The sequence below is a fragment of the Kitasatospora sp. NPDC056184 genome (genome assembly GCF_042268405.1).
Lineage (GTDB): Bacteria > Actinomycetota > Actinomycetes > Streptomycetales > Streptomycetaceae > Kitasatospora.
Genome location: NZ_JBHJUI010000013.1, coordinates 261,958 through 282,109, shown reverse-complemented (window position 1 = coordinate 282,109; position 20,152 = coordinate 261,958). Strand labels below are relative to the sequence as shown.

At 75.1% G+C, this 20,152-nt stretch carries 16 protein-coding genes, 1 rRNA gene and 1 pseudogene; 14 read left to right on the top strand and 4 right to left on the bottom strand.

Annotation, left to right across the window (positions count from 1 at the left end; translation table 11 throughout):
* From rrf to ACFC0B_RS25940, 3 genes and pseudogenes are all read left to right on the top strand, one after another.
* Positions 1-92, top strand: a 5S ribosomal RNA gene (gene rrf / locus ACFC0B_RS25950); the annotation flags it as partial.
* A gap of 209 nt (positions 93-301) precedes the next feature.
* Positions 302-1,207, top strand: a pseudogene (locus ACFC0B_RS25945) (hypothetical protein); the annotation flags it as partial.
* A 162-nt stretch (positions 1,208-1,369) separates the two neighbouring features.
* Entirely contained in the window at positions 1,370-2,278 is a 909-nt protein-coding gene (locus ACFC0B_RS25940; protein WP_376090348.1) for a hypothetical protein, read from the top strand.
* An 84-nt stretch (positions 2,279-2,362) separates the two neighbouring features.
* Here the strand turns inward: ACFC0B_RS25940 and ACFC0B_RS25935 are convergent, their stop codons facing one another.
* Positions 2,363-3,733 carry a DUF1015 family protein gene (locus ACFC0B_RS25935; protein WP_376090303.1) on the bottom strand — a complete coding sequence of 457 codons (1,371 nt, stop codon included), beginning with the start codon at positions 3,731-3,733 and terminating at the stop codon, positions 2,363-2,365.
* A gap of 93 nt (positions 3,734-3,826) precedes the next feature.
* On the opposite strand from ACFC0B_RS25935, the gene ACFC0B_RS25930 reads away from it, so the two are divergent.
* On the top strand, positions 3,827-4,438 hold the full coding sequence (locus ACFC0B_RS25930) for a tetratricopeptide repeat protein (RefSeq protein WP_376090301.1): 612 nt from the start codon (positions 3,827-3,829) through the stop codon (positions 4,436-4,438).
* An 85-nt stretch (positions 4,439-4,523) separates the two neighbouring features.
* The gene (locus ACFC0B_RS25925) at positions 4,524-5,567 is read left to right on the top strand and encodes an HAD-IIA family hydrolase (protein ID WP_376090298.1); all 1,044 of its coding nucleotides are present in this window, start codon (positions 4,524-4,526) and stop codon (positions 5,565-5,567) included.
* Positions 5,568-5,606: 39 nt separating this feature from the next.
* On the opposite strand, the gene ACFC0B_RS25920 is transcribed toward ACFC0B_RS25925, so the two are convergent.
* Positions 5,607-5,954 carry an SCP2 sterol-binding domain-containing protein gene (locus tag ACFC0B_RS25920; RefSeq protein WP_376090295.1) on the bottom strand — a complete coding sequence of 116 codons (348 nt, stop codon included), beginning with the start codon at positions 5,952-5,954 and terminating at the stop codon, positions 5,607-5,609.
* A gap of 199 nt (positions 5,955-6,153) precedes the next feature.
* On the opposite strand from ACFC0B_RS25920, the gene ACFC0B_RS25915 reads away from it, so the two are divergent.
* The 4 genes from ACFC0B_RS25915 (at position 6,154) to ACFC0B_RS25900 (ending at position 9,055) form a co-directional block, all read left to right on the top strand.
* Entirely contained in the window at positions 6,154-6,975 is an 822-nt protein-coding gene (locus ACFC0B_RS25915; protein ID WP_376090292.1) for a hypothetical protein, read from the top strand.
* A complete protein-coding gene (locus ACFC0B_RS25910) occupies positions 6,968-7,207 on the top strand; it encodes a hypothetical protein (RefSeq protein ID WP_376090289.1) in 240 nt (79 codons plus the stop codon). Before ACFC0B_RS25915 ends, ACFC0B_RS25910 begins: the two co-directional genes overlap by 8 nt.
* Positions 7,208-7,252: 45 nt before the next feature.
* Positions 7,253-8,059, top strand: a complete 807-nt coding sequence (locus ACFC0B_RS25905; RefSeq protein ID WP_376090345.1) for a TlyA family RNA methyltransferase — start codon at positions 7,253-7,255, stop codon at positions 8,057-8,059.
* A gap of 93 nt (positions 8,060-8,152) precedes the next feature.
* On the top strand, positions 8,153-9,055 hold the full coding sequence (locus tag ACFC0B_RS25900; protein ID WP_376090286.1) for an NAD kinase: 903 nt from the start codon (positions 8,153-8,155) through the stop codon (positions 9,053-9,055).
* A 37-nt stretch (positions 9,056-9,092) separates the two neighbouring features.
* Here the strand turns inward: ACFC0B_RS25900 and ACFC0B_RS25895 are convergent, their stop codons facing one another.
* Complete coding sequence (locus tag ACFC0B_RS25895; RefSeq protein ID WP_376090283.1) at positions 9,093-10,589, bottom strand: PLP-dependent aminotransferase family protein; 1,497 nt, start codon at positions 10,587-10,589, stop codon at positions 9,093-9,095.
* Positions 10,590-10,910: 321 nt separating this feature from the next.
* Between ACFC0B_RS25895 and ACFC0B_RS25890 the strand changes: the two genes are divergently transcribed.
* The 3 genes from ACFC0B_RS25890 to ACFC0B_RS25880 all read left to right on the top strand — a co-directional run bounded on the left by ACFC0B_RS25890 (position 10,911) and on the right by ACFC0B_RS25880 (position 14,728).
* Complete coding sequence (locus ACFC0B_RS25890) at positions 10,911-11,543, top strand: YitT family protein (RefSeq protein ID WP_376090342.1); 633 nt, start codon at positions 10,911-10,913, stop codon at positions 11,541-11,543.
* An 88-nt stretch (positions 11,544-11,631) separates the two neighbouring features.
* Positions 11,632-13,365, top strand: coding sequence for a DNA repair protein RecN (gene recN / locus ACFC0B_RS25885; protein ID WP_376090339.1), 1,734 nt, complete (start codon positions 11,632-11,634; stop codon positions 13,363-13,365).
* Between the two features lie 181 nt (positions 13,366-13,546).
* Positions 13,547-14,728 (top strand): glycosyltransferase family 4 protein, encoded by a 1,182-nt coding sequence (locus ACFC0B_RS25880; RefSeq protein WP_376090280.1) that lies wholly within the window; start codon positions 13,547-13,549, stop codon positions 14,726-14,728.
* Positions 14,729-14,801: 73 nt separating this feature from the next.
* Here ACFC0B_RS25880 and ACFC0B_RS25875 read toward each other — a convergent pair whose 3' ends face one another.
* The gene (locus ACFC0B_RS25875) at positions 14,802-16,799 is read right to left on the bottom strand and encodes a glycoside hydrolase family 15 protein (RefSeq protein ID WP_376090277.1); all 1,998 of its coding nucleotides are present in this window, start codon (positions 16,797-16,799) and stop codon (positions 14,802-14,804) included.
* 778 nt (positions 16,800-17,577) lie between these two features.
* Here ACFC0B_RS25875 and ACFC0B_RS25870 point away from each other — a divergent pair.
* Both ACFC0B_RS25870 and ACFC0B_RS25865 read left to right on the top strand, forming a co-directional pair.
* Entirely contained in the window at positions 17,578-19,263 is a 1,686-nt protein-coding gene (locus tag ACFC0B_RS25870) for a CTP synthase (RefSeq protein ID WP_376090274.1), read from the top strand.
* Between the two features lie 107 nt (positions 19,264-19,370).
* Positions 19,371-20,015: an NUDIX domain-containing protein gene (locus tag ACFC0B_RS25865; protein ID WP_376090271.1), complete on the top strand. Its 645-nt coding sequence runs from the start codon at positions 19,371-19,373 to the stop codon at positions 20,013-20,015.
* The last annotated feature ends 137 nt before the right edge of the window (positions 20,016-20,152 follow it).

Sequence of the window (20,152 nt, the reverse complement as noted above, 5' to 3'; positions counted from 1 at the left end):
CGCCCGGTTACATTCCGAACCCGGAAGCTAAGCCTCACAGCGCCGATGGTACTGCAGGGGGGACCCTGTGGGAGAGTAGGACGCCGCCGAACAATTATTCAAAGCCGCGGCCCCCAGCGAATCGCTGGGGGCCGCGGCTTTTTTGCGTTATGTGCGCAGGTGTGCACGACCGGCAGAACGGGACTTCCGCCCAGACGCGGGGTGTCCCGGGATGCCGGACAATGGAGATGGTGCACGGCCAGAAGGCCGGCGCCGAACCGCGTGAGGGCAGTGGTGCTGCCCAGTCCGCGGTGGAGATGAAGCAGCAGAAGGAGTCACCACGATGGCGAACCAGCCTCAGGACCGTCCCGAGCGTCGATCGGACGACGGCCGCGGCTACGAGCCCCGGTCTCGCGGGGGCTGGTCGAACGACCGTGGTCCGCGCCGCGACGACCGCCGCGACGACCGCCCGTCCGGCGGGTACGGCCGGGACCGCGACGACCGCGGTGGCGACCGTGGCGGCTTCCGCCGCGACGACCGCCCCTCGGGCGGGTACCAGGGCGGTGGCGACCGCGGTGGCTTCCGCCGTGACGACCGTCCCTCGGGCGGGTACGACCGTGGCGGCCGCGATGACCGTGGTGGCGACCGCGGTGGGTTCCGTCGTGACGATCGTCCGGCCGGCGGCGGTTTCCGTCGTGACGACCGTCCCTCGGGTGGGTACCAGGGCGGTGGCGACCGCGGTGGCTTCCGTCGTGACGACCGTCCGGCCGGCGGTGGCTTCCGCCGCGATGACCGTCCCTCGGGCGGGTTCCGTCGGGACGACCGTGATGACCGTCCGCGTCGTGAGGACCGTCCGTTCCGCGACCGCGACGACCGCGGTGGCGACCGTGGCGGCTTCCGTCGGGATGACCGTCCCTCGGGCGGGTACCAGGGCGGTGGCGACCGCGGCGGGTTCCGTCGTGACGATCGTCCGGCCGGCGGTGGCTTCCGTCGTGACGACCGTCCGGGTGGGTTCCGTCGGGACGACCGTGATGACCGTCCGCGTCGTGAGGACCGTCCGTTCCGCGACCGCGACGACCGTGGCGGCTTCCGCCGCGACGACCGCCCGGCCGGCGGCGGCTTCCGTCGCGACGACCGTCCCTCGGGCGGGTACGACCGTGGCGGCCGCGACGACCGTGGTGGCGACCGTGGTGGGTTCCGTCGTGACGACCGGGGTGACCGTGGTGGCGACCGCGGTGGCTACCGCGGCGGCCGCGACGAGCGCGGTGGCGACCGTGGCGGCTTCCGTCGGGACGACCGGGGTGACCGGGGCGGCTACCGCGGTGGCCGTGACGAGCGCGGCGGCCGGGACCAGGACGACCGCCGTGGCAACTACGAGCCGGTCAAGCGCCTGCCGATCCCGGAGGACGTCACCGGCTTCGAGATCGACGCGGACGTGCGCCAGGAGCTCAAGAGCCTGCCCAAGACGCTCGCCGACGATGTCGCCCGCAACCTGGTGATGGTCGCCCGCCTGCTCGACAGCGAGCCGGAGGAGGCCTACCAGTACTCGCGCGTCGCGCTGCGGCTGGCCTCCCGCGTCGCCGCCGTCCGTGAGGCGGCCGGTTTCGCCTCGTACGTGACCCAGCGTTACTCCGAGGCGCTGACCGAGTTCCGCGCCGCCCGCCGGATGACCGGCCGGGCGGACCTGTGGCCGGTCATGGCCGACTGCGAGCGCGGCCTGGGCCGCCCGGAGCGGGCCCTGGCGATGGCCGGCGAGCCCGAGGTCAAGCAGCTGGACAAGGCCGGCCAGGTCGAGATGCGCCTGGTCGCGGCCGGTGCGCGCGCCGACATGGAGCAGTTCGACGCGGCCGTCGTCACCCTGCAGAGCCCCGAGCTGGCCTCGCCCGCCGTCCACCCGTGGACCGCGCGCCTGCGGTACGCGTACGCCGAGGCGCTGATCGCGGCCGGCCGTGGCGAGGAGGCCCGTGACTGGTTCGCCAAGGCCGCCGAGGCGGACACCGACGGCACCACCAACGCCTCCGAGCGCCTCGCCGAGATCGACGGCGTCGAGTTCGTGGACGCCCTCGACCCGGAGCTCGCCGAGGAGGAGGCCGAGCAGGCCTCCGCCGAGCCGGTCCGCCGCAAGGGCGCCGAGGTCTCGGACGAGCAGGTCATCTTCGAGGACGAGGAGGACGTCGAGGAGTACTACGACGAGGACGACCTCGAGATCGACGAGGAGTTCGACGGCGTGGTCCCCGAGCGCGCCTCCGACGCGGAGCAGGCCGACAAGGCCGACAAGGCTGAGGAGTCCGACAAGTAGTCGTCGGACCCGATGACGAGTGAGGCCCTGCCGCGCCCCGGGAGATCCCGGAGTGCGGCAGGGCCTCACTGCGTGTCGGACGGGTCAGCCGAGTTCGAGGTTGCGCAGCACCAGCCCGGTGGCCGGCTTCGGGCCGAAGGAGGTGGACTTGCGCGGCATGGTGACGCCCTGTTCGGCGAGCCGGCGGACCACGCTCTCCCGCACCGGGTGCAGCAGGACGGCCGTCCCGCCGGTGCGGGCGGCCTCGCGCTCGGCGGCGACCGCCGTGTGCAGGTAGCCGATGTCGTCGGGACCGTCGGGGATCCGCCAGGTGTGGTCGAGCAGGGTGGTGTGCAGCACGGTGGCGTCCAGGTGGCGCCACTCCTCGGGCTTGTCGTGCGGCACGGTGGCGTCGAGCAGGGTCTCGTCGGGGTCGCCGACGAGCCGGTAGACGCCGTCCCCGCCGGTGAGCAGGAATCCGCTGCCGCCGTGCCGCTTCTGCTCCGCGAGGGCCTGCAGGGCGGTCTCCAGCGGGCCGGGGACCTCCTTGACCTGCCACTGGTCGCCGAGCCGCCGCAGGGCCTCGGCGACCGGCAGGCGGTACAGCACCCGGTGGATGGCCCGCACCCGCAGCGGGTAGCGGGCGGTGTCGACCAGCAGCACCAGACCGCGGTCCCAGGGGCTGCGCGGCAGGTGGCGGTGCTCGCGCTGGAGGCGCAGGTACATCTCCCAGCGGTGGTGGCCGTCGGCGATCAGGGCCCGGCAGGTGGCCAGGTCGCGGCCGACCGCGGCGATCTCGGCCGGGTCGGTGACCGCCCAGAGCCGGTGGTGGGTGCCGTCGGAGGTGGTCGTGGTGAGCAGCGGCTCGCCGTGCACCGCGCGTTCGACCACGCCGGACGCCCCGCCGTCGCCGCGGTAGGTGAGCAGCAGCGGTTCGAGGTTGGCCCGGGTGGTGCGCATCAGGCCGACCCGGTCGGCGACCGGCCGGGGCATCACGTCCTCGTGGGGGAGGACCACGCCGGCCTCGCTGCCGCTGACCGCGAGGGCGCCGATGAGCCCGCGCTGCAGCACCTCGGGGGTGTCCCCGGAGGCGGGCACGCGCTGCTCGTAGACGTACAGCGCCGGGACCGGGTCGGGGGCCAGGACGCCCTCGCGCTGCCACTCGCGCAGCAGCCGGGCGGCGTGCCGGTAGCGGGTGTCGCGGTCGGGGCGGTCGCCGGTGTCCTCCGGCTCGGGGCGGGGCAGGATCAGCCGGACCACGTTGTGCGGGTCGGCGGTCTCCAGGTCGAGCCGGCGGCCGGGGTCGACGACGTCGTACGGCGGTGAGGTGACGGCGGCCAGGGCGCCGACCCGGTCGGGGACGTACCTCAGGCCGCGGAAGGGGGACAGGGACAGACCTGCGGTGGCGACGTGCCCGGGATCGCCGGGGCCGCCGTGCGGAGACTCCACTCCGCTTTCTGCACTGGGTGTGCTCATTCTGGGCATCGTAACCGGGTACGCGTTGTTCAGAGATCGGAACACCCGTGCCGGTCCGGCGGGCGGGTGTCGTGACCGAGGGCGAGGTACGGCGTGCGCGAGGGCGACGAGTGGGTGGACGACACCGCAGGTGGCGGGGCCGGTGACGGTGGCGTGCCGGAGCAGCGGCGGTCCGGGGAGCCGGTGGGGGACGTCTACGAATGGTTCCGCCGGGGGGTGAAGCTGCTCGCCCAGGGCAACCCGGCGGCGGCCGAGCAGCTGCTGGCGCGGGCGGCCGCGGTGGAGCCGTCCTCGCGCAGCATCCGGGAGGCGCTCGCCCGGGCGCAGTACGACGCGGGCTCGTACGCGGCGGCGCTGGAGAACTTCCGGGCCGTGGCGCTGGCGGATCCCTCGGACGACTACGCTCAGTTCGGGTGGGGTGTGGCGGCGGCCCGGCTGGGGGACTTCGAGACCTCCGCCGAGCACCTGGCGCTGGCCGTGGCGATGCGGCCGGACACCGACCACTACCGGGCCGCGCTGCGGCAGACCCGGGCGACGCTGGCGGCCCGGGCCGGGGCGTTCGGCCCGCTGCTGCCGGGCGCTCCGGGGTACCTGGAGCCGCCGGCCGGGGCGGAGCACCCGCGGGAGGACCGGGCTTCCGGACCGGAGCCGGGAACCACGGCGGGCCCGGAGCCGACGGGTGAGCGGGACCGGCGGGACGGCTGAGCCCGGACGGCCGGTACCCGTGGCGCCGACGGCGCGGACGAGCACCGACGAGCACGACTGACGCGATGAGTGAGGTAGAGCAGGCATGACCGAGACGGCCACCACCGTGCGACGGACCGCCCCGGGCGGCAGCGAGCTGCCGCTGACCGAGGCGTACGACACGGCGCTGCTGGACCTCGACGGCGTGGTGTACGCCGGACCGAACGCGATCGAGCACGCCGTGGACGCGCTGGCGGCGGCCCGCGCGGACGGGATGCGGCTGGCGTACGTGACTAACAACGCCTCCCGCCCGCCCCGGGTGGTGGCCGCGCACCTGAGCGAGCTGGGCGTGCCGGCCGAGCCGGCGGACGTGATCAACTCCGCGCAGGCGGCGGCCCGGGTGCTCGCCGACAAGCTGCCGGCCGGGGCGAAGGTGCTGGTGGTGGGCGGCCTCGGGCTGGAGGAGGCGCTGGCCGAGCGCGGGCTCGTCACGGTGCGGACGCTGGCCGAGGAGCCGCTGGCCGTGGTCCAGGGCTTCGACGCCTCGGTGGGCTGGGCGCAGTTGGCGGAGGCCTCGTACGCGGTGCAGTCCGGGCTGCCGTGGGTGGCGTCCAACACCGATGTGACGGTGCCGACCGCGCGCGGGATCGCGCCGGGCAACGGGATGCTGGTGGCGGCCGTGCGGGCGGCGACCGGGGTGGAGCCGGAGGTGGCGGGCAAGCCGCTGCCGCCGATGCACCGGGAGACGGTGCTGCGGACGGGCGCGAAGCGGCCGCTGGTGGTCGGCGACCGGCTGGACACCGACATCGAGGGCGCGTTCAACGGCGGGGTGGACAGCCTGCTGGTCTTCACCGGGGTGACGACCCCGGCGGAGCTGCTGGCGGCCCCGGCCGAGCACCGGCCGACCTATCTGGCGGCGGACCTGCGGGGGCTGCTGACCGGGCACCCGGCGGTCACGGCCCGGCCGGGCGGCGGGTTCTCCTGCGGCGGGTTCGACGCGGTGGCGCAGGACGGCGTGCTGCGGCTGGAGGGCGTCGGGGCGGACCGCTGGGACGGGCTGCGCGCGCTGTGCGCGGCGGCGTGGACGGCGCTGGACGCGGACGGCGAGCCGGTCGACGGTCGGAAGGCGCTGGCCGAGCTGGGCTTCTGAGGCCTGGGGGCTGAGGCCTGGGCCTGATGTCCGGCCGGGTCAGAGCAGGGTGCGCAGCCGCAGCAGGTCGCGGAAGCCGGCCTCCAGCCTGACCCGGCCGGTCGCCCACGCGGAGGCGAAGTTGAGCCGTCCGCCGACCAGGGCGACCAGGTCGTCGCTGCTCATGGTGAGCCGGATGTCGGCCTTCCCGGCGGGGCTGCCGGGGGCCTCGTCGAGGCCCTGGATGCTGCCCTCGCGCAGCCGCCCGGTGAAGGTGAGGTCGAGGTCGGTGATCCGGCAGCTCAGCGAGCGGTCCAGCTCGGCGGCCTTGCGGACGTCGCCGGTGGCCTTGGCGAGGTTGCGGCTGAGCTGCTCCAGTGCCTCGCGGCACTCCTCGGCGTCGGCCATGGCGGCGGGTCCCCTCCTTCGGCGGGCCGCGGCGCTCCGGCGGTCGGCCGGGCCCGGCGGCGGGTGACTGCCGGGCCACGGTACCGCAGGGCGTGTTTGGCGGTAGCGTCGTCTGTGGGATGCCCGGATTCGTCCGGGCGTCGACGTGACGGAGCGATGCGCGCAGGAGAATGGGCGCAGGCGAATGGGAGGCACCTGGATGCTGCCGAGGACGGTGCGAGGAGCGGTGGCGGCCGCGGCCGTACTGGTGGAGGAGGTCGGCAAGCGGGTCGTCGGGACGGCGGCCGGCCTGTTGGAGAAGGGCGGGATCGACGTCGCGGAGGTGGAGCGCCGGCTGGGCGGGCAGTTCCCGCCGTCGGCGCAGTCGCTCCAGACGCTGGCGGAGGAGGCGGTGACCGCCGGGCGGGCCGGGGTGGACCTCGCGGTGGGGGTGGCGCGCGGCGAGGTCGAGAAGGCCTTCGAGCGGGTCGGCGACCAGGTGACCAAGGTGGGGGTCGTGCTCGCCTACCTGGAGAACAAGCTGCGCGAGGTCGAGGAGGACGACGCGGCGGAGCGGGACGGCGCCGCGCCGACCGCGCCCGCGCCCCGGGCCGGCGGGCTGTTCGAGGACGGCTGGGAGCGGGAGACGGCGGACTCGGCGGAGGCCGAGCGGATAGCGGTGGACGAGCCGGTGGAGGTCGACCCGCCGGTGCCGCCGGCCCGGACGGCCCCGGTGGTCCCGGTGGTCCCGGTGGCTCCGGAGGCTCCGGCCGCGAAGGCCGCCCCGGTGAAGAAGGCCGCGGTCAAGAAGACCGCCGCGGCGAAGAAGCCGGCCGCCGCGAAGAAGACGGCCGCGAAGAAGACCGCGGTGAAGAAGACGGCCGTCAAGAAGACCGCCGTGAAGAAGACCGCGACCGCCGAGCGGACCCCGGCGGCGCAGCCGACCGGCGAGGCCGCCGGCCAGGACCAGCCGCCCGCCAAGCGGACCGCGACCCGCCGGACCACCGTCCGCCGGACCACCACGAAGAAGCCCGATGCCTGAACCGGAGCTCCCGTCCGGTCCCGCCCCGACCCCCGCGCCCCCGTCCGGGCCCGGCACCGGTGAGCCGCTGCCGCTCGGCGTCGACCTGACCCCGACCGGCCACCCGGCGGTGGACGCCGGCCTGGCCCGGCTGGAGGCGCTGGACGGGGTGCCGACCGACGCGCACGTCGCCGTGTACGAAGATGTCCATCAGCGGCTGGCCGACACCCTGGCCGCCCTCGACCGGGACTGACCGGGCGAACGAGAACCACCCGTAGGAGCTGAAACACCAGTGGCAGTGGCACGACGCCGACTCGACGCGGAGCTGGTCCGCCGCAAGCTGGCCCGGTCGCGGGAGCACGCCTCCGAGCTGATCGCGGCCGGCCGGGTGACCGTCGGCGGGACCACCGCGACCAAGCCGGCCACCCAGGTGGAGACCTCGGCGGCGGTCGTGGTGGCCAAGGACGACAACGACCCCGACTACGTCTCGCGCGGCGGCCACAAGCTGGCCGGGGCGTTCGCGGCGTTCGTCCCGCAGGGCCTGGTCGTCGAGGGCCGCCGGGCGCTGGACGCGGGCGCGTCCACCGGCGGGTTCACCGACGTGCTGCTGCGGTCCGGGGCCGCGCACGTGCTGGCGGTGGACGTCGGTTACGGGCAGCTGGCCTGGTCGCTGCAGAGCGACGAGCGGGTCACCGTGATGGACCGCACCAACGTGCGCGAGCTGACGCCGGACATGATCGGCGGCAGCAAGGTCGACCTGGTGGTCGGCGACCTGTCGTTCATCTCGCTGGGCCTGGTGCTGCCCGCCCTGGCCGGCTGCGCCGCCGAGGACGCGGACCTGGTGCTGATGGTCAAGCCGCAGTTCGAGATCGGCAAGGAGCGGCTGGGCAGCGGCGGGGTGGTGCGCAGCCCGCAGCTGCGCGCCGAGATGGTGCGCCAGGTGGCGGGGCACGCATGGGAGCTCGGACTGGGCGTGCGGGCGGTCACCGCGAGCCCCCTGCCCGGCCCGTCCGGAAATGTCGAGTACTTCCTCTGGATGCGCCGGGACGCGCCCCCGCTGGATCCCGCGGAGGCGGACCGGGCCGTCGCCGAAGGCCCCCGATAGGGTGCTCTGCGGACGTCCGGTCCGTCATGCTGGGTGGCGCGGCCGTACCGGGCACGACGGGGACCCGGCCGGCGTAGGGAGAGGGCAGCGGGCATGAGTGATGAACGTACGGTCTTCCTGATCGCGCACACGGGCCGTGAGGCGGCCCTGCGCAGCGTCGAAGGACTGGTGCACGGACTGCTCAAGGCGGGGATCCGGATCAGACTGCTGGCCGCCGAGGCGGTCGACCTGGACCTGCCGGACGGGGTGGAGACGGTGCCGGGGGGCCCCGGCGCGGCGGACGGCTGCGAGCTGATCCTGGTCGCGGGCGGGGACGGGACGCTGCTGCGCGGGGCCGAGCTGGCCCGGGAGCACGGCCTGCCGATGCTCGGCATCAACCTGGGCCGGGTCGGCTTCCTGGCCGAGGCGGAGCGGGACGACCTGGCGGTGGTGGTCGAGCGGGTGGTCGACGCCGACTACGAGGTCGAGGAGCGGATGACCCTCGACGTGATCGTCCGCACCAACGGCGACGTGGTGCACCACGACTGGGCGCTGAACGAGGCCTCGATCGAGAAGGCCTCCCGGGAGCGGATGCTGGAAGTGGTGACCGAGGTGGACGGCCGCCCGGTCTCCAACTTCGGCTGCGACGGGGTGGTGTGCGCGACGCCGACCGGGTCGACCGCGTACGCGTTCTCCGGCGGCGGGCCGGTGGTCTGGCCGGAGGTGGAGGCGCTGCTGATGGTGCCGATCAGCGCGCACGCGCTGTTCGCCCGTCCGCTGGTGGCCTCGCCGGACTCGGTGCTGGCGGTCGAGGTGCAGCCGAAGACCCCGCACGGGGTGCTGTGGTGCGACGGCCGGCGTTCGGTGGAGCTGCCCGCCGGGGCGCGGGTGGAGGTGCGCCGGGGGCAGACGCCGGTGCGTCTGGCCCGGCTGCACCGGGCGCCGTTCACCGACCGGCTGGTGGCGAAGTTCGGCCTGCCGGTGACCGGTTGGCGCGGCCGGGCCGACACCCACTGAGCGACGCGGTCCGACGGTCCGCCACTTCGGCGGGCCGTCAGACCGCGAGCGGCTGGGTGTCGTCGGAGCCCTGCCAGCGCCCCGCCTCCTCGGCGCGGGCGGCGACCTCGGCCAGCCGCCGGACGGCGTCCGGCACGGCCGGGGCGGCCACGCTGAGCGGGATCCGCAGGTGGTGCTCGAAGGCGCCGTCGGAGCCGAAGCGGTTGCCGGCGGCGATCCGGATCCCGGCGCGTTCGCCGGCCCGGGCCAGGGCCGCGCCGGACACCCCGCCGGTGGCGACCCAGAGCGCGAGCCCGCCCGGCGGCAGGGTGAACCGCCAGTGCGGCAGCTGCTCGCGCAGCGCGGCGGACAGCGCCTCGGCGGTGTCCCGGAGCCGGGTCAGCTGGTGGGCGCGGACGGCGGGCAGGTCCGCGGTCAGCAGTTCGGCGGCGATCAGCTGCTCCAGGACGGGCGCGCCGACGTCGCTGAAGACCCGGGTGCCGGCCAGCCGCCGGACCAGGGCGGGGGCGGCGCGCACCCAGCCGATCCGCAGGCCGCCCCAGAGCAGCTTGCCGGCCGAGCCGACGGTGACCACCTGGGCCGCGCGGTCCAGGGCGGCCGTCGGACGGGGCGGGGCGACGCCCTCCGGCAGGCCCCAGCCGAGTTCGGCGGTGGTCTCGTCGACCAGCACGACGGTCCCGGCCGAGCGGGCGGCGGCGAGCAGCTCGCGCCGCTGCTCCTCGTCGATCAGCGCGCCGGTGGGGTTGTGGAAGTCGGGGATCACGTAGGCGGCCTTCGGCGCGGCCCCGCTCAGCACCCGCCGCCACTCGGCGAGGTCCCAGCGGAACGCGGGGGTGAGCGGGACGGGCACCAGGCGGGCCTCGGTGAGCCGCAGCGCCTGGAGGGTGTGCGCGTAGCTGGGCGCCTCGACGGCGACCCGGTCGCCGCGGCCGAGCAGGGCCTGCCGCACCAGGTGCAGGGCGCCCATCGCGCCGATGGTGATCAGGATCTGGTCGGGGGTGGTGGGCAGTCCGCGCTCGGTGAAGCGGCGGGCCACCGCCTCGCGCAGTACCGGGACGCCGGTGGGGTAGTGGCCGTGCCCGGCGGCGTACGCGGGCAGCTGTTCGACGGCACGGGCGGCGGCCGCGGAGAGGAAGGGCTGCGGGGCGGGCAGCGCGGCGACGCCGAGGTCCAGGGTGCGGCCCTGCTCGTCCGGCGGCACCGGGTGCAGGGCGTCGCTGGGCGGGGCCGAGCCCTCGGGCAGGGCGGTCCAGCTGCCGGAGCCGCGCCGGCTGCGCAGGTAGCCCTCCGCCCGCAGGGCCTCGTACGCGGTGGCCACCGTGGTGCGGCTGAGCCGCAGGGCGAGGGCGAGCTCGCGTTCGGCGGGCAGCCGGGCGCCGACCGGCAGCCGGCCCTCGGAGACCAGCAGCCGGACCCGGGCGGCCAGCGTGCGGTAGGCGGGGCGCCGGGCGGCGCCGGGCGGTTCGGGCAGCCGCGCGGTGGCGAGCAGCCGGGCGAGCGCCGGGGACGTCACGGTGGTCTGCCAGTCGGCCATGGCTCATCAGTCCACTTGCTGGGGATTGGCCCTGTCAAGAGCCGTATTGGCCTGGCCATCATGGCAGGGCGGCCGTCGAGTCCGCCACCGCCGGGGCTGCGTGTCGCGACGGTGCAGTACCACCCGCACGGAGAATCCATGGCCACCCCCGCGAGCACCCGCCCGTCCCCGTCCGCCGCCCCGTCCCCGTCCGCTGCCCCGTCCCGGTCCGCCGCCTTCCCCGGGCGGCCGGGCCTCGCCGTCCGGGTGCTCGGCGACACCCACGCGCTCGGCCGCCGGGTGCCGCAGCTGTTCGTCGGCCTCGCGCTGTACGGCGCCAGCATGGGCCTGATGCTCCGCTCCGGCCTCGGCCTGGACCCCTGGGACGTCTTCCACCAGGGCCTCCAGGGCACCTTCGGGCTCTCGGTGGGAGCGTGGGTGACGATCTGCGGTGCGCTGGTGCTGCTGCTGTGGATACCGATGCGCCAGCGGCCGGGCCTCGGCACGGTCGCCAACGTGCTGGTGATCGGCGCCGCGATGGACGCCACCGTGCGCCTCGTCGACGCCCCCGGCCCGCTCCCGGCGCGGATCGCGCTGATGGCCGGCGCGATCGTCCTCAACGGCCTGGCCACCGGCCTCTACATCGGCGCCCGGCTCGGCCCGGGGCCGCGCGACGGCTTGATGACCGGCCTGCACCGGCGCACCGGCCGCTCGCTGCGGCTGATCCGCACCGGCATCGAGCTGACCGTGCTGGCCGCGGGCGTCCAGCTCGGCGGCACAGTCGGCGTCGGCACGGTCGCGTACGCGCTGGCGATCGGGCCGCTCGCGCAGTTCTTCCTGCCCTGGTGCACCGTTCCCGTTGCGGGACCGGTTGCGGGACCGGTCGCGGAGTCCGTCCTGGAACCCGTGGCAGGACCCGCCGCGGGCCCCGCCGCTGGGCCGGGAACGGCGGCCGCGGACTCCCGGAACGGATGAACTTCGAGGCGCGGAGTTGCCGCGCGGCGTTGTCGCTCGTCGCGCGGCGGGGCCGGAACCTCGTAAGGTCGTCTCCGTGTTGGACGAGATGCGGATACGGGATCTTGGGGTCATCGACGACGCGGTCGTCGAGCTCGCCCCCGGCTTCACCGCCGTGACCGGTGAGACCGGCGCCGGCAAGACCATGGTGGTGACCAGCCTCGGCCTGCTGCTCGGCGGTCGCGCCGATCCGGGCCTGGTGCGCAACGGCAGCGACCGCGCGGTCGTCGAGGGCCGCCTCGAACTGCCCGCCGGCTCCCCGGCGGCCGCCCGGGCCGTGGAGGCCGGTGCCGAACTGGACGACGGCGCGCTGCTGATCAGCCGGACCGTCTCCGCCGAGGGACGCTCCCGCGCCCACGTCGGCGGCCGGTCCGTCCCGGTCGGCCTCCTCGCCGAACTCGGCGAGGACCTCATCGCCGTGCACGGCCAGACCGACCAGCAGCGGCTGCTGCGCCCGGCCCGCCAGCGCGGGGCCCTCGACCGGTACGCGGGCGAGTCCGTCGCCGAGCCGCTGGCCCGCTACCGCGAGGTCTACCGGAGGCTGCGCGAGGTCTCCGCCACCCTGGAGGAGCTGACCACCCGGGCCCGCGAGCGCGCGCAGGAGGCCGATCTGCTGCGCTTCGGCCTCGACGAGGTCGCCGCCGCCGAACCGGTGGCCGGCGAGGACGAGGAGCTGTCCGCCGAGGCCGAGCGGCTCGGCCACGCCGACGCGCTCTCCTCGGCCGCCACCCTGGCGCACGCCGCGCTGGCCGGCGACCCGGCCGACCCGGAGGCGCTGGACGCGGGCACCCTGCTCGCCCAGGCCCGCCGCGCGGTGGACGCGGTGCGCCACCACGACGAGCGGCTCGCCGCCCTCGCCGACCGGCTGAACGAGGTCGGCTACCTGCTCGCCGACGTCGCCGGCGACCTGGCCGGCTACGCCGACGACCTGGACGCCGACCCGGTCAGGCTCGCCGCCGTCGAGGACCGCCGGTCCGTCCTGGCCCAGCTGCTGCGCAAGTACGGCGGCCCGGAGAACTCCCTGGCCGAGGTGATCGCCTGGGCCGAGGCCGGCTCCGCGCGGCTGGCCGAACTCGACGGCGACGACGACCGGATCGACGAGCTCGGCGCCCGGGAGACCGCGCTGCGCGCCGACCTGGCCGACCTCGCGGTCGAGGTGTCGGCCGCCCGGCAGTCCGCCGCCGGGCGCTTCGCGGACGCCGTCTCGGCCGAACTCGCCGAGCTGGCCATGCCGCACGCCCGGGTGACCTTCTCGATCAGCCGGCTCGACGACCTGTCCGGGATCGAGGTCGAGGGCCGGACCGTCGCCTACGGCCCGCACGGCGTGGACGAGGTCGAGGTGCTGCTCGCCCCGCACCCCGGCGCCCAGCCCCGGCCGATCGCCAAGGGCGCCTCGGGCGGCGAGCTGTCCCGGGTGATGCTCGCGGTCGAGGTGGTCTTCGCCGGCGCCGACCCCGTTCCCACCTACCTGTTCGACGAGGTGGACGCGGGCGTCGGCGGCAAGGCGGCGGTCGAGATCGGCCGCCGGCTCGCCAAGCTGGCCGAGAGCGCCCAGGTCGTCGTGGTCACCCACCTGCCGCAGGTGGCGGCCTTCGCCGACCGCCACCTGGTGGTCGAGAAGACCAACGACGGCACCGTGACCCGCAGTGGTGTCAAGGTGCTGAACGACGAGGAGCGGGTGCGCGAACTCTCCCGGATGCTGGCCGGCCTGGAGGACTCCGAGCTCGGCCGGGCGCACGCCGAGGAACTGCTCGCCGCGGCCCGCGCCCCCCGCCGCCGCTAGGGCGCGCGACCGGTCCGCGCGGGCGGCTCTCGCGGACCGGTCGCGACGCGCCCCGCCGGGGGCGCCGACTGTCCAAGAGGGCCGCCGACCTGGCATGGTGGCCGCTGGACACTGGCCTACCTGTCCCGAGCGCCGCCGGCGGGAAACCCCCGTCCGGGGCGCGCGTAGTTGATCGAGTCGGATGCGAGACGACGTGGACCATTCCGCCGCCCGGGCCGCCGCGGCCACCCCCGAACCGGGGCAGCTACACGTGGTGCTCGTCATGGCCGCCAGTACGGGCGGCATCGGGGCGCACGTGCGCTCCCTGGCACAGGGCCTGGTCGCACACGGAGTGGCCGTCACGGTGTGTGCTCCCGCCGGCGCGGACGCGCTGTTCGGCTTCTCCCGCACCGGCGCCCGGTTCCACCTGGTGGACATCACCCCGACCGCCGGCGCCCGCAGCGACGCCACCGCCATCGGCGAGCTGCGCCGCGCCTTCACCGGCGCCGACGTGGTGCACGCCCACGGCCTGCGCGCGGCGCTGCTGTCCGACCTCGCGCTGCGCACCGCCGGCCGCTTCCCGGGCCTGCGCCCGGAGACGCCGCTGGTGGTCACCGCGCACCACGCGCTGCTCGCCACCGGCATGGAGCGCCGCCTCCAGCGGCTGATGGAGCGCCGGGTGGCGCGCGCCGCCGACCTCGTCCTCGGGGCCTCCTCGGACCTGGTCGCCCGGGCCCGCGAGCTCGGCGCCACCGACGCCCGGCTCGGCCCGGTCGCCGCCCCGCCGATGCCCGACGGCCGGATGGAGCGGGCGCAGGCCCGGGCCGGCGTGCTCGGCGGGGGACCGGACCGGCCGCTGGTCCTGGCGGTCGGCCGGCTCGTCCCGCAGAAGGCGTTCGGGCTGCTGCTGGACGCCGCCCGGGAGCTGTCCGCGGTGGACCCGCGGCCGCTGCTGCTGCTCGCCGGGGACGGCCCGGAGGCCGCCGGGCTGCGTGAGCGGGTGGCCGCCGAGAAGCTGCCGGTGCGGCTGCTCGGCTACCGCACCGACGTGCCCGACCTGCTGGCCGCCGCCGACGTGCTGGTGCTCGCCAGCCGCTGGGAGGCCCGTTCGCTGGTGGTCCAGGAGGCGATGCGGGCGGGCGTGCCGGTGGTCGCCACGGCCGTCGGCGGCATCCCCGAGCTGGTCGGCGACGCCGCCGTGCTGGTCCCGCCCGGGGACGCGGCGGCGATCGGCCGGGCGGTGCGCGAGCTGCTGGCCGACCCGGCGCGCCGCGAGCGACTGGCGTCGGCCGGCCGGCAGCAGGCCGAGACCTGGCCGGACGAGGCCGCCACCGTCGCCCAGGTGCTCAGCACCTACGACGAACTGGTGCAGCGCAACCGGTAGGACCCGCGTGCACGAGGGCGGCGGCCCGCACCGACCGGTGCGGGCCGCCGCCCCGTTCGCCGTCCGGAACCGGTCAGACGGTGGCCTGCTCGCCGGCCCGGTCGGCGGCCAGGCCGTCCGGCTGGGCGGAGAGGTAGGCGCCGCCGCAGGCGGTCAGCCGCAGCGCGGTGTCGATCAGCGGGACGTGGCTGAAGGCCTGCGGGAAGTTGCCGACCTGCCGCTTGAGCCGCGGGTCCCACTCCTCGGCGAGCAGCCCGAGGTCGTTGCGCAGCGACAGCAGCCGGTCGAACAGCTCGCGGGCCTCCTGCACCCGGCCGATCATCGCGAGGTCGTCGGCCAGCCAGAACGAGCAGGCCAGGAAGGCGCCCTCGTGGCCGGAGAGGCCGTCGACGTTGTTGCCGCTCTCGTCGTGGGTGGGGTAGCGCAGCACGAAGCCGTCCTCGGTGGCGAGTTCGCGCTGGATCGCCTCGATGGTGCCGATGACGCGCTTGTCGTCCGGCGGCAGGAACCCGACCTGCGGGATGAGCAGCAGCGAGGCGTCCAGCTCCTTGCCGCCGTAGTACTGGGTGAAGGTGTTGCGGCCGGGGTCGTAGCCCCGCTCGCAGACGTCCCGGTGGATGGTGTCGCGCAGGTCGCGCCAGCGCTCCAGGTGGCCGCCGGCCGGGGCGTCCTCGGGGGTCTGCTCCAGCAGCTTGATGGTGCGGTCGACGGCCACCCAGGCCATCACCTTGGAGTGGACGAAGTGCCGGCGCGGGCCGCGCACCTCCCAGATGCCCTCGTCCGGCTCCTGCCAGTGCTCCTCCAGGTACTCGATGAGCCGCAGCTGGAGGTGGTGGGCGTGGTCGTTGCGGACCAGGCCGGTCATGTGGGCCAGGTGCAGCGCCTCGACGACCTCGCCGTAGACGTCGAGCTGGAGCTGGCCGGCCGCGCCGTTGCCGACCCGCACCGGCTGGGAGCCCTCGTAGCCGGGCAGCCAGTCCAGCGAGGACTCGGTCAGCTCGCGCTCGCCGGCGATGCCGTACATGATCTGCAGGTTCTCCGGGTCGCCGGCCACCGCGCGCAGCAGCCACTCGCGCCAGGCCCGGGCCTCCTCGCGGTAGCCGGTGCGCAGCAGCGAGGAGAGGGTGATCGCGGCGTCGCGCAGCCAGGTGTAGCGGTAGTCCCAGTTGCGCTCGCCGCCGATGTCCTCGGGCAGCGAGGTGGTGGGGGCGGCGACGATGCCGCCGGTGGGGGCGTAGGTGAGGCCCTTGAGGGTGATCAGGGAGCGGACCACGGCCTCCCGGTAGGGGCCCTGGTAGGTGCACTGGCCGACCCACTCGTGCCAGAAGTCGGCGGTGGCGTCGAGCAGTTCCTCGGCGTCCGGGGCCTTCGGCGGCTCCAGGTGGGAGGCCTGCCAGGTGAGCGCGAAGGCGATCCGCTCGCCGGCCGCGACGGTGAAGTCGGCGTAGGTGGTGAGGTTGCGGCCGTAGGTGTCGGCCTTGCCGTCCAGCCAGACCGAGTCGGGCCCGGCCACGGCGACGGTGCGGTGCCCGCCGTCGGCCTGCTCGACCCGGTGCACCCAGGGGACCACCCGGCCGTAGCTGAACCGCATCCGCACCGCGGAGCGCATCCGCACGGTGCCGGTCACGCCCTCGACGATCCGGATCACCTGCGGGACGGCGTCCTTGCCGGCGAGCGGGCGGGGCGGCATGAAGTCGATCACCCGGACGGTGCCGCCCTGGGCGTCCCACTCCTGCTCCAGGATCAGCGAGTCGCCCCGGTAGCGGCGGCGGTCGGCGGGTACGGCGGGGGCGGCGGCGGTGGCCGGCGGGATCCGCAGGTCGCCGGTGTCGGTGAGCCGGATCCGGCCGGCGGCCGGTTCGGCGGGGACGGGCGCGGGCAGGTCGACCGCCATGGCCTCGGCCGGACCGATGCGCCAGAAGCCGTGTTCGTCGGTGCCGAGCAGTCCGGCGAAGACCGCCGGCGAGTCGAATCGGGGCAGGCAGAGCCAGTCCACCGCGCCGTCCCTGCTGACGAGGGCGGCGGTCTGCATGTCCCCGATGAGTGCGTAGTCCTCGATACGGCCGGCCACGTGATCTCCAGTTCGCAATGTGGTCACGACGCATCGGCGATCCGAGGGGGAGCCAGCGGGTACGGCGGGACCGGTGCCACCCCGGGACGTCCGGCCCTCCGTGGGGTGGTGGGGGGCCTTGCTGGAGTGTCCGCGAGGGCTCGGTCGAGCCTCTGGGTGGGTGGGGAGAGCGGGAAATTACGGGGAGGTCCGGTCGCGCATCGGGGACCGAGAGGTTCCTGACCCTCCCACGCCCTCCGCGTGCTCGTGTTGTCGGCGATGCGTCCGAGCAGCTTACGACGGACGAAAGGGGCGAAGCACGCGGGCGCAGCGCGATGCCGCCGCGCATTTCGGCGGAAATACCGCGCATCGCGAGGGGCGCCGTCAGGATGGCTCGGAAGGATCAGCTCCGGATGGCACGAAGTGGGGATCCGTGATGGCCCGGCCGAGCCGGTCCGGGCCTCCGGGGGGTGGCCCGCTCGGGCCGGTGGTGCGACGCGTGTGACAAGTGCGCCGGGTGGTGCGCCGGTGCCGCGCCCGGCGTACGCCCCGGGAGCGTCCCGGCGGATCCCGCCCGGGAATCCGGCCCGGCGACGCCGCGCGGGGGCGGCCCGGAACGCGTCCGAGCCGGGTCACTGTTACCCTGGTATCCCGTGGACCGGTGGGATCAAACGCCCCGGACCGGCCGAACCGACGACCCCCAGGGCGCCGTGCCCCGCACCGCCCCTCCTTCGTCGGAACGGCAGCCGCGAGCCTCCCACCACGTCACCTTCGACTCGCGACCCACGGGAGCCCCCTCTTGGCACAGCCCCATTCCGGCAAGGCATCGAACGGCCGCGCCGTGACGACCAAGCACCTCTTCGTCACCGGGGGTGTCGCCTCGTCGCTCGGCAAGGGCCTCACCGCCTCCAGCCTCGGCGCCCTGCTCAAGGCCCGCGGCCTGCGCGTCACGATGCAGAAGCTCGACCCGTACCTCAACGTGGACCCGGGCACCATGAACCCGTTCCAGCACGGTGAGGTCTTCGTCACCGACGACGGCGCCGAGACCGACCTCGACATCGGCCACTACGAGCGGTTCCTGGACACCAACCTGCACGGCTCGGCGAACGTCACCACCGGCCAGGTGTACTCGACCGTCATCGCCAAGGAGCGCCGCGGCGAGTACCTGGGCGACACCGTCCAGGTCATCCCGCACATCACCAACGAGATCAAGTCCCGGATCCGCCGGATGGCGACCGAGGACGTCGACGTGGTGATCACCGAGGTCGGCGGGACCGTCGGCGACATCGAGTCGCTGCCGTTCCTGGAGGCCGTCCGCCAGGTCCGCCACGAGGTCGGCCGGGACAACGTCTTCTTCGTGCACGTCTCCCTGCTCCCCTACATCGGTCCCTCGGGCGAGCTGAAGACCAAGCCGACCCAGCACTCCGTCGCCGCGCTGCGCAACATCGGCATCCAGCCCGACGCCATCGTGCTGCGCGCCGACCGCGAGGTCCCGCAGGCCATCAAGCGCAAGATCTCGCTGATGTGCGACGTCGACGAGGAGGCCGTGGTCGCGGCCATCGACGCCAAGTCGATCTACGACATCCCCAAGGTGCTGCACGGCGAGGGCCTGGACGCCTACGTCGTCCGCCGCCTCGACCTGCCGTTCCGCGACGTGGACTGGACCACCTGGGACGACCTGCTGCGCCGCGTCCACGAGCCGCAGCACATCGTCAAGGTCGCCCTGGTCGGCAAGTACATCGACCTCCCGGACGCCTACCTGTCGGTGACCGAGGCGCTGCGCGCCGGCGGCTTCGCCAACAACGCCCGGGTCGAGATCAAGTGGGTCACCTCGGACGACTGCGAGACCCCCGAGGGCGCCCGCGAGCAGCTCGGCGACGTGGACGCGATCTGCATCCCCGGCGGCTTCGGCGACCGCGGCGTCAACGGCAAGGTCGGCGCGATCACCTTCGCCCGCGAGAACAAGGTGCCGCTGCTGGGCCTGTGCCTGGGCCTGCAGTGCGTCGTCATCGAGGCGGCCCGCAACCTGGCCGGCCTGCCCGAGGCCAACTCCACCGAGTTCGACGCCGCCGCCAAGCACCCGGTGATCTCCACCATGGCCGAGCAGCTGGCCATCGTCGACGGCAAGGGCGACCTGGGCGGCACCATGCGCCTGGGCCTGTACCCGGCCAAGCTCGCCGAGGGCTCGATCGTCCGCGAGGTCTACAACGGCGAGCAGTACGTCGAGGAGCGCCACCGCCACCGCTACGAGGTCAACAACGCCTACCGGGCCGACCTGGAGAAGACCGGTCTGATCTTCTCGGGCCTCTCCCCGAAGGGCGACCTGGTCGAGTACGTCGAGTACCCGCGCGAGGTGCACCCCTACCTGGTGGCCACCCAGGCCCACCCGGAGCTGAAGTCCCGGCCGACCCGCCCGCACCCGCTCTTCGCGGGCCTGGTGAAGGCCGCGATCGAGATCAAGACGGCCCCGGCCGGCGCCGAGTAGGCCACGCGCGTTCCACACCCGCGTTCCATCGGACGGCGGCCCCGCGATTCCTGCGGGGCCGCCGTTCGGCGTTAGATTGTGTCGTACTGACGAAAAGGGGAGACGTGATGGACGACCGCAGCACCGCCGATGTCGCCGACCGGGCCGAGGAGTGGGAGGTCCGGGGGAGCAGCACGCCGTTCCAGGGGCGGGTCACCGGTGTGCGCACCGAGGAGGTCCTGATGCCCGACGGCAGCTGGGCCCGCCGCGACTACCAGACCCACCCCGGCTCGGTCGCCGTCCTCGCCCTGGACGACCAGCGGCGGGTGCTGATCCTGCGGCAGTACCGCCACCCCGTGCGCCAGCGCCTCTGGGAGCTGCCGGCCGGCCTGCTCGACGTGCCCGGCGAGAACCCGCTGCACGCCGCCCAGCGCGAGCTGTACGAGGAGGCGCACTGCAAGGCGGGCACCTGGCGGGTGCTGGTCGACTTCTACACCTCGCCCGGGGGGACGGACGAGGCGCTGCGGCTCTTCCTCGCCACCGACCTCGCCGAGGCGGAGGGGCAGCGGTACGAGGCGCACGGGGAGGAGCTGGAGCTGGAGTCCGCCCGGATGCCGGTGGAGGAGCTGGTCCGGCGGATCCACGCCGGGCAGCTGCACAACCCCACCCTGATCACCGGCACCCTGGCGCTCCACGCGGCCCTGCACGGCCCCGGCGGCCTGGACGCCCTGCGCCCGGCGGACTCCCCCTGGCCCGCCCGGCCCTTCTCCTAGGGCTCGCCTCCGGGCGCTCCGACCCGGTGCCGGGTGGCCGCAGGGTGGGTTCCGGCGGCCGTGGGGCCGGTACTTCGGCCGGCGGGGTGATTTGCCGGTTCGTACGACCGGATGTCACCTCGGCCGGAGTGGACGGT

Coding starts and splice junctions, on each gene's coding strand:
- ACFC0B_RS25915 (WP_376090292.1), top strand. CDS start 6,154: ATGCTGCCGAGGACGGTGCGAGGAGCGGTGGCGGCCGCGGCCGTACTG.
- ACFC0B_RS25880 (WP_376090280.1), top strand. CDS start 13,547: ATGCGAGACGACGTGGACCATTCCGCCGCCCGGGCCGCCGCGGCCACC.
- ACFC0B_RS25890 (WP_376090342.1), top strand. CDS start 10,911: ATGGGCCTGATGCTCCGCTCCGGCCTCGGCCTGGACCCCTGGGACGTC.
- ACFC0B_RS25900 (WP_376090286.1), top strand. CDS start 8,153: ATGAGTGATGAACGTACGGTCTTCCTGATCGCGCACACGGGCCGTGAG.
- ACFC0B_RS25910 (WP_376090289.1), top strand. CDS start 6,968: ATGCCTGAACCGGAGCTCCCGTCCGGTCCCGCCCCGACCCCCGCGCCC.
- ACFC0B_RS25920 (WP_376090295.1), bottom strand. CDS start 5,954: ATGGCCGACGCCGAGGAGTGCCGCGAGGCACTGGAGCAGCTCAGCCGC.
- ACFC0B_RS25895 (WP_376090283.1), bottom strand. CDS start 10,589: ATGGCCGACTGGCAGACCACCGTGACGTCCCCGGCGCTCGCCCGGCTG.
- ACFC0B_RS25925 (WP_376090298.1), top strand. CDS start 4,524: ATGACCGAGACGGCCACCACCGTGCGACGGACCGCCCCGGGCGGCAGC.
- ACFC0B_RS25865 (WP_376090271.1), top strand. CDS start 19,371: ATGGACGACCGCAGCACCGCCGATGTCGCCGACCGGGCCGAGGAGTGG.
- ACFC0B_RS25935 (WP_376090303.1), bottom strand. CDS start 3,733: ATGAGCACACCCAGTGCAGAAAGCGGAGTGGAGTCTCCGCACGGCGGC.
- recN (WP_376090339.1), top strand. CDS start 11,632: ATGCGGATACGGGATCTTGGGGTCATCGACGACGCGGTCGTCGAGCTC.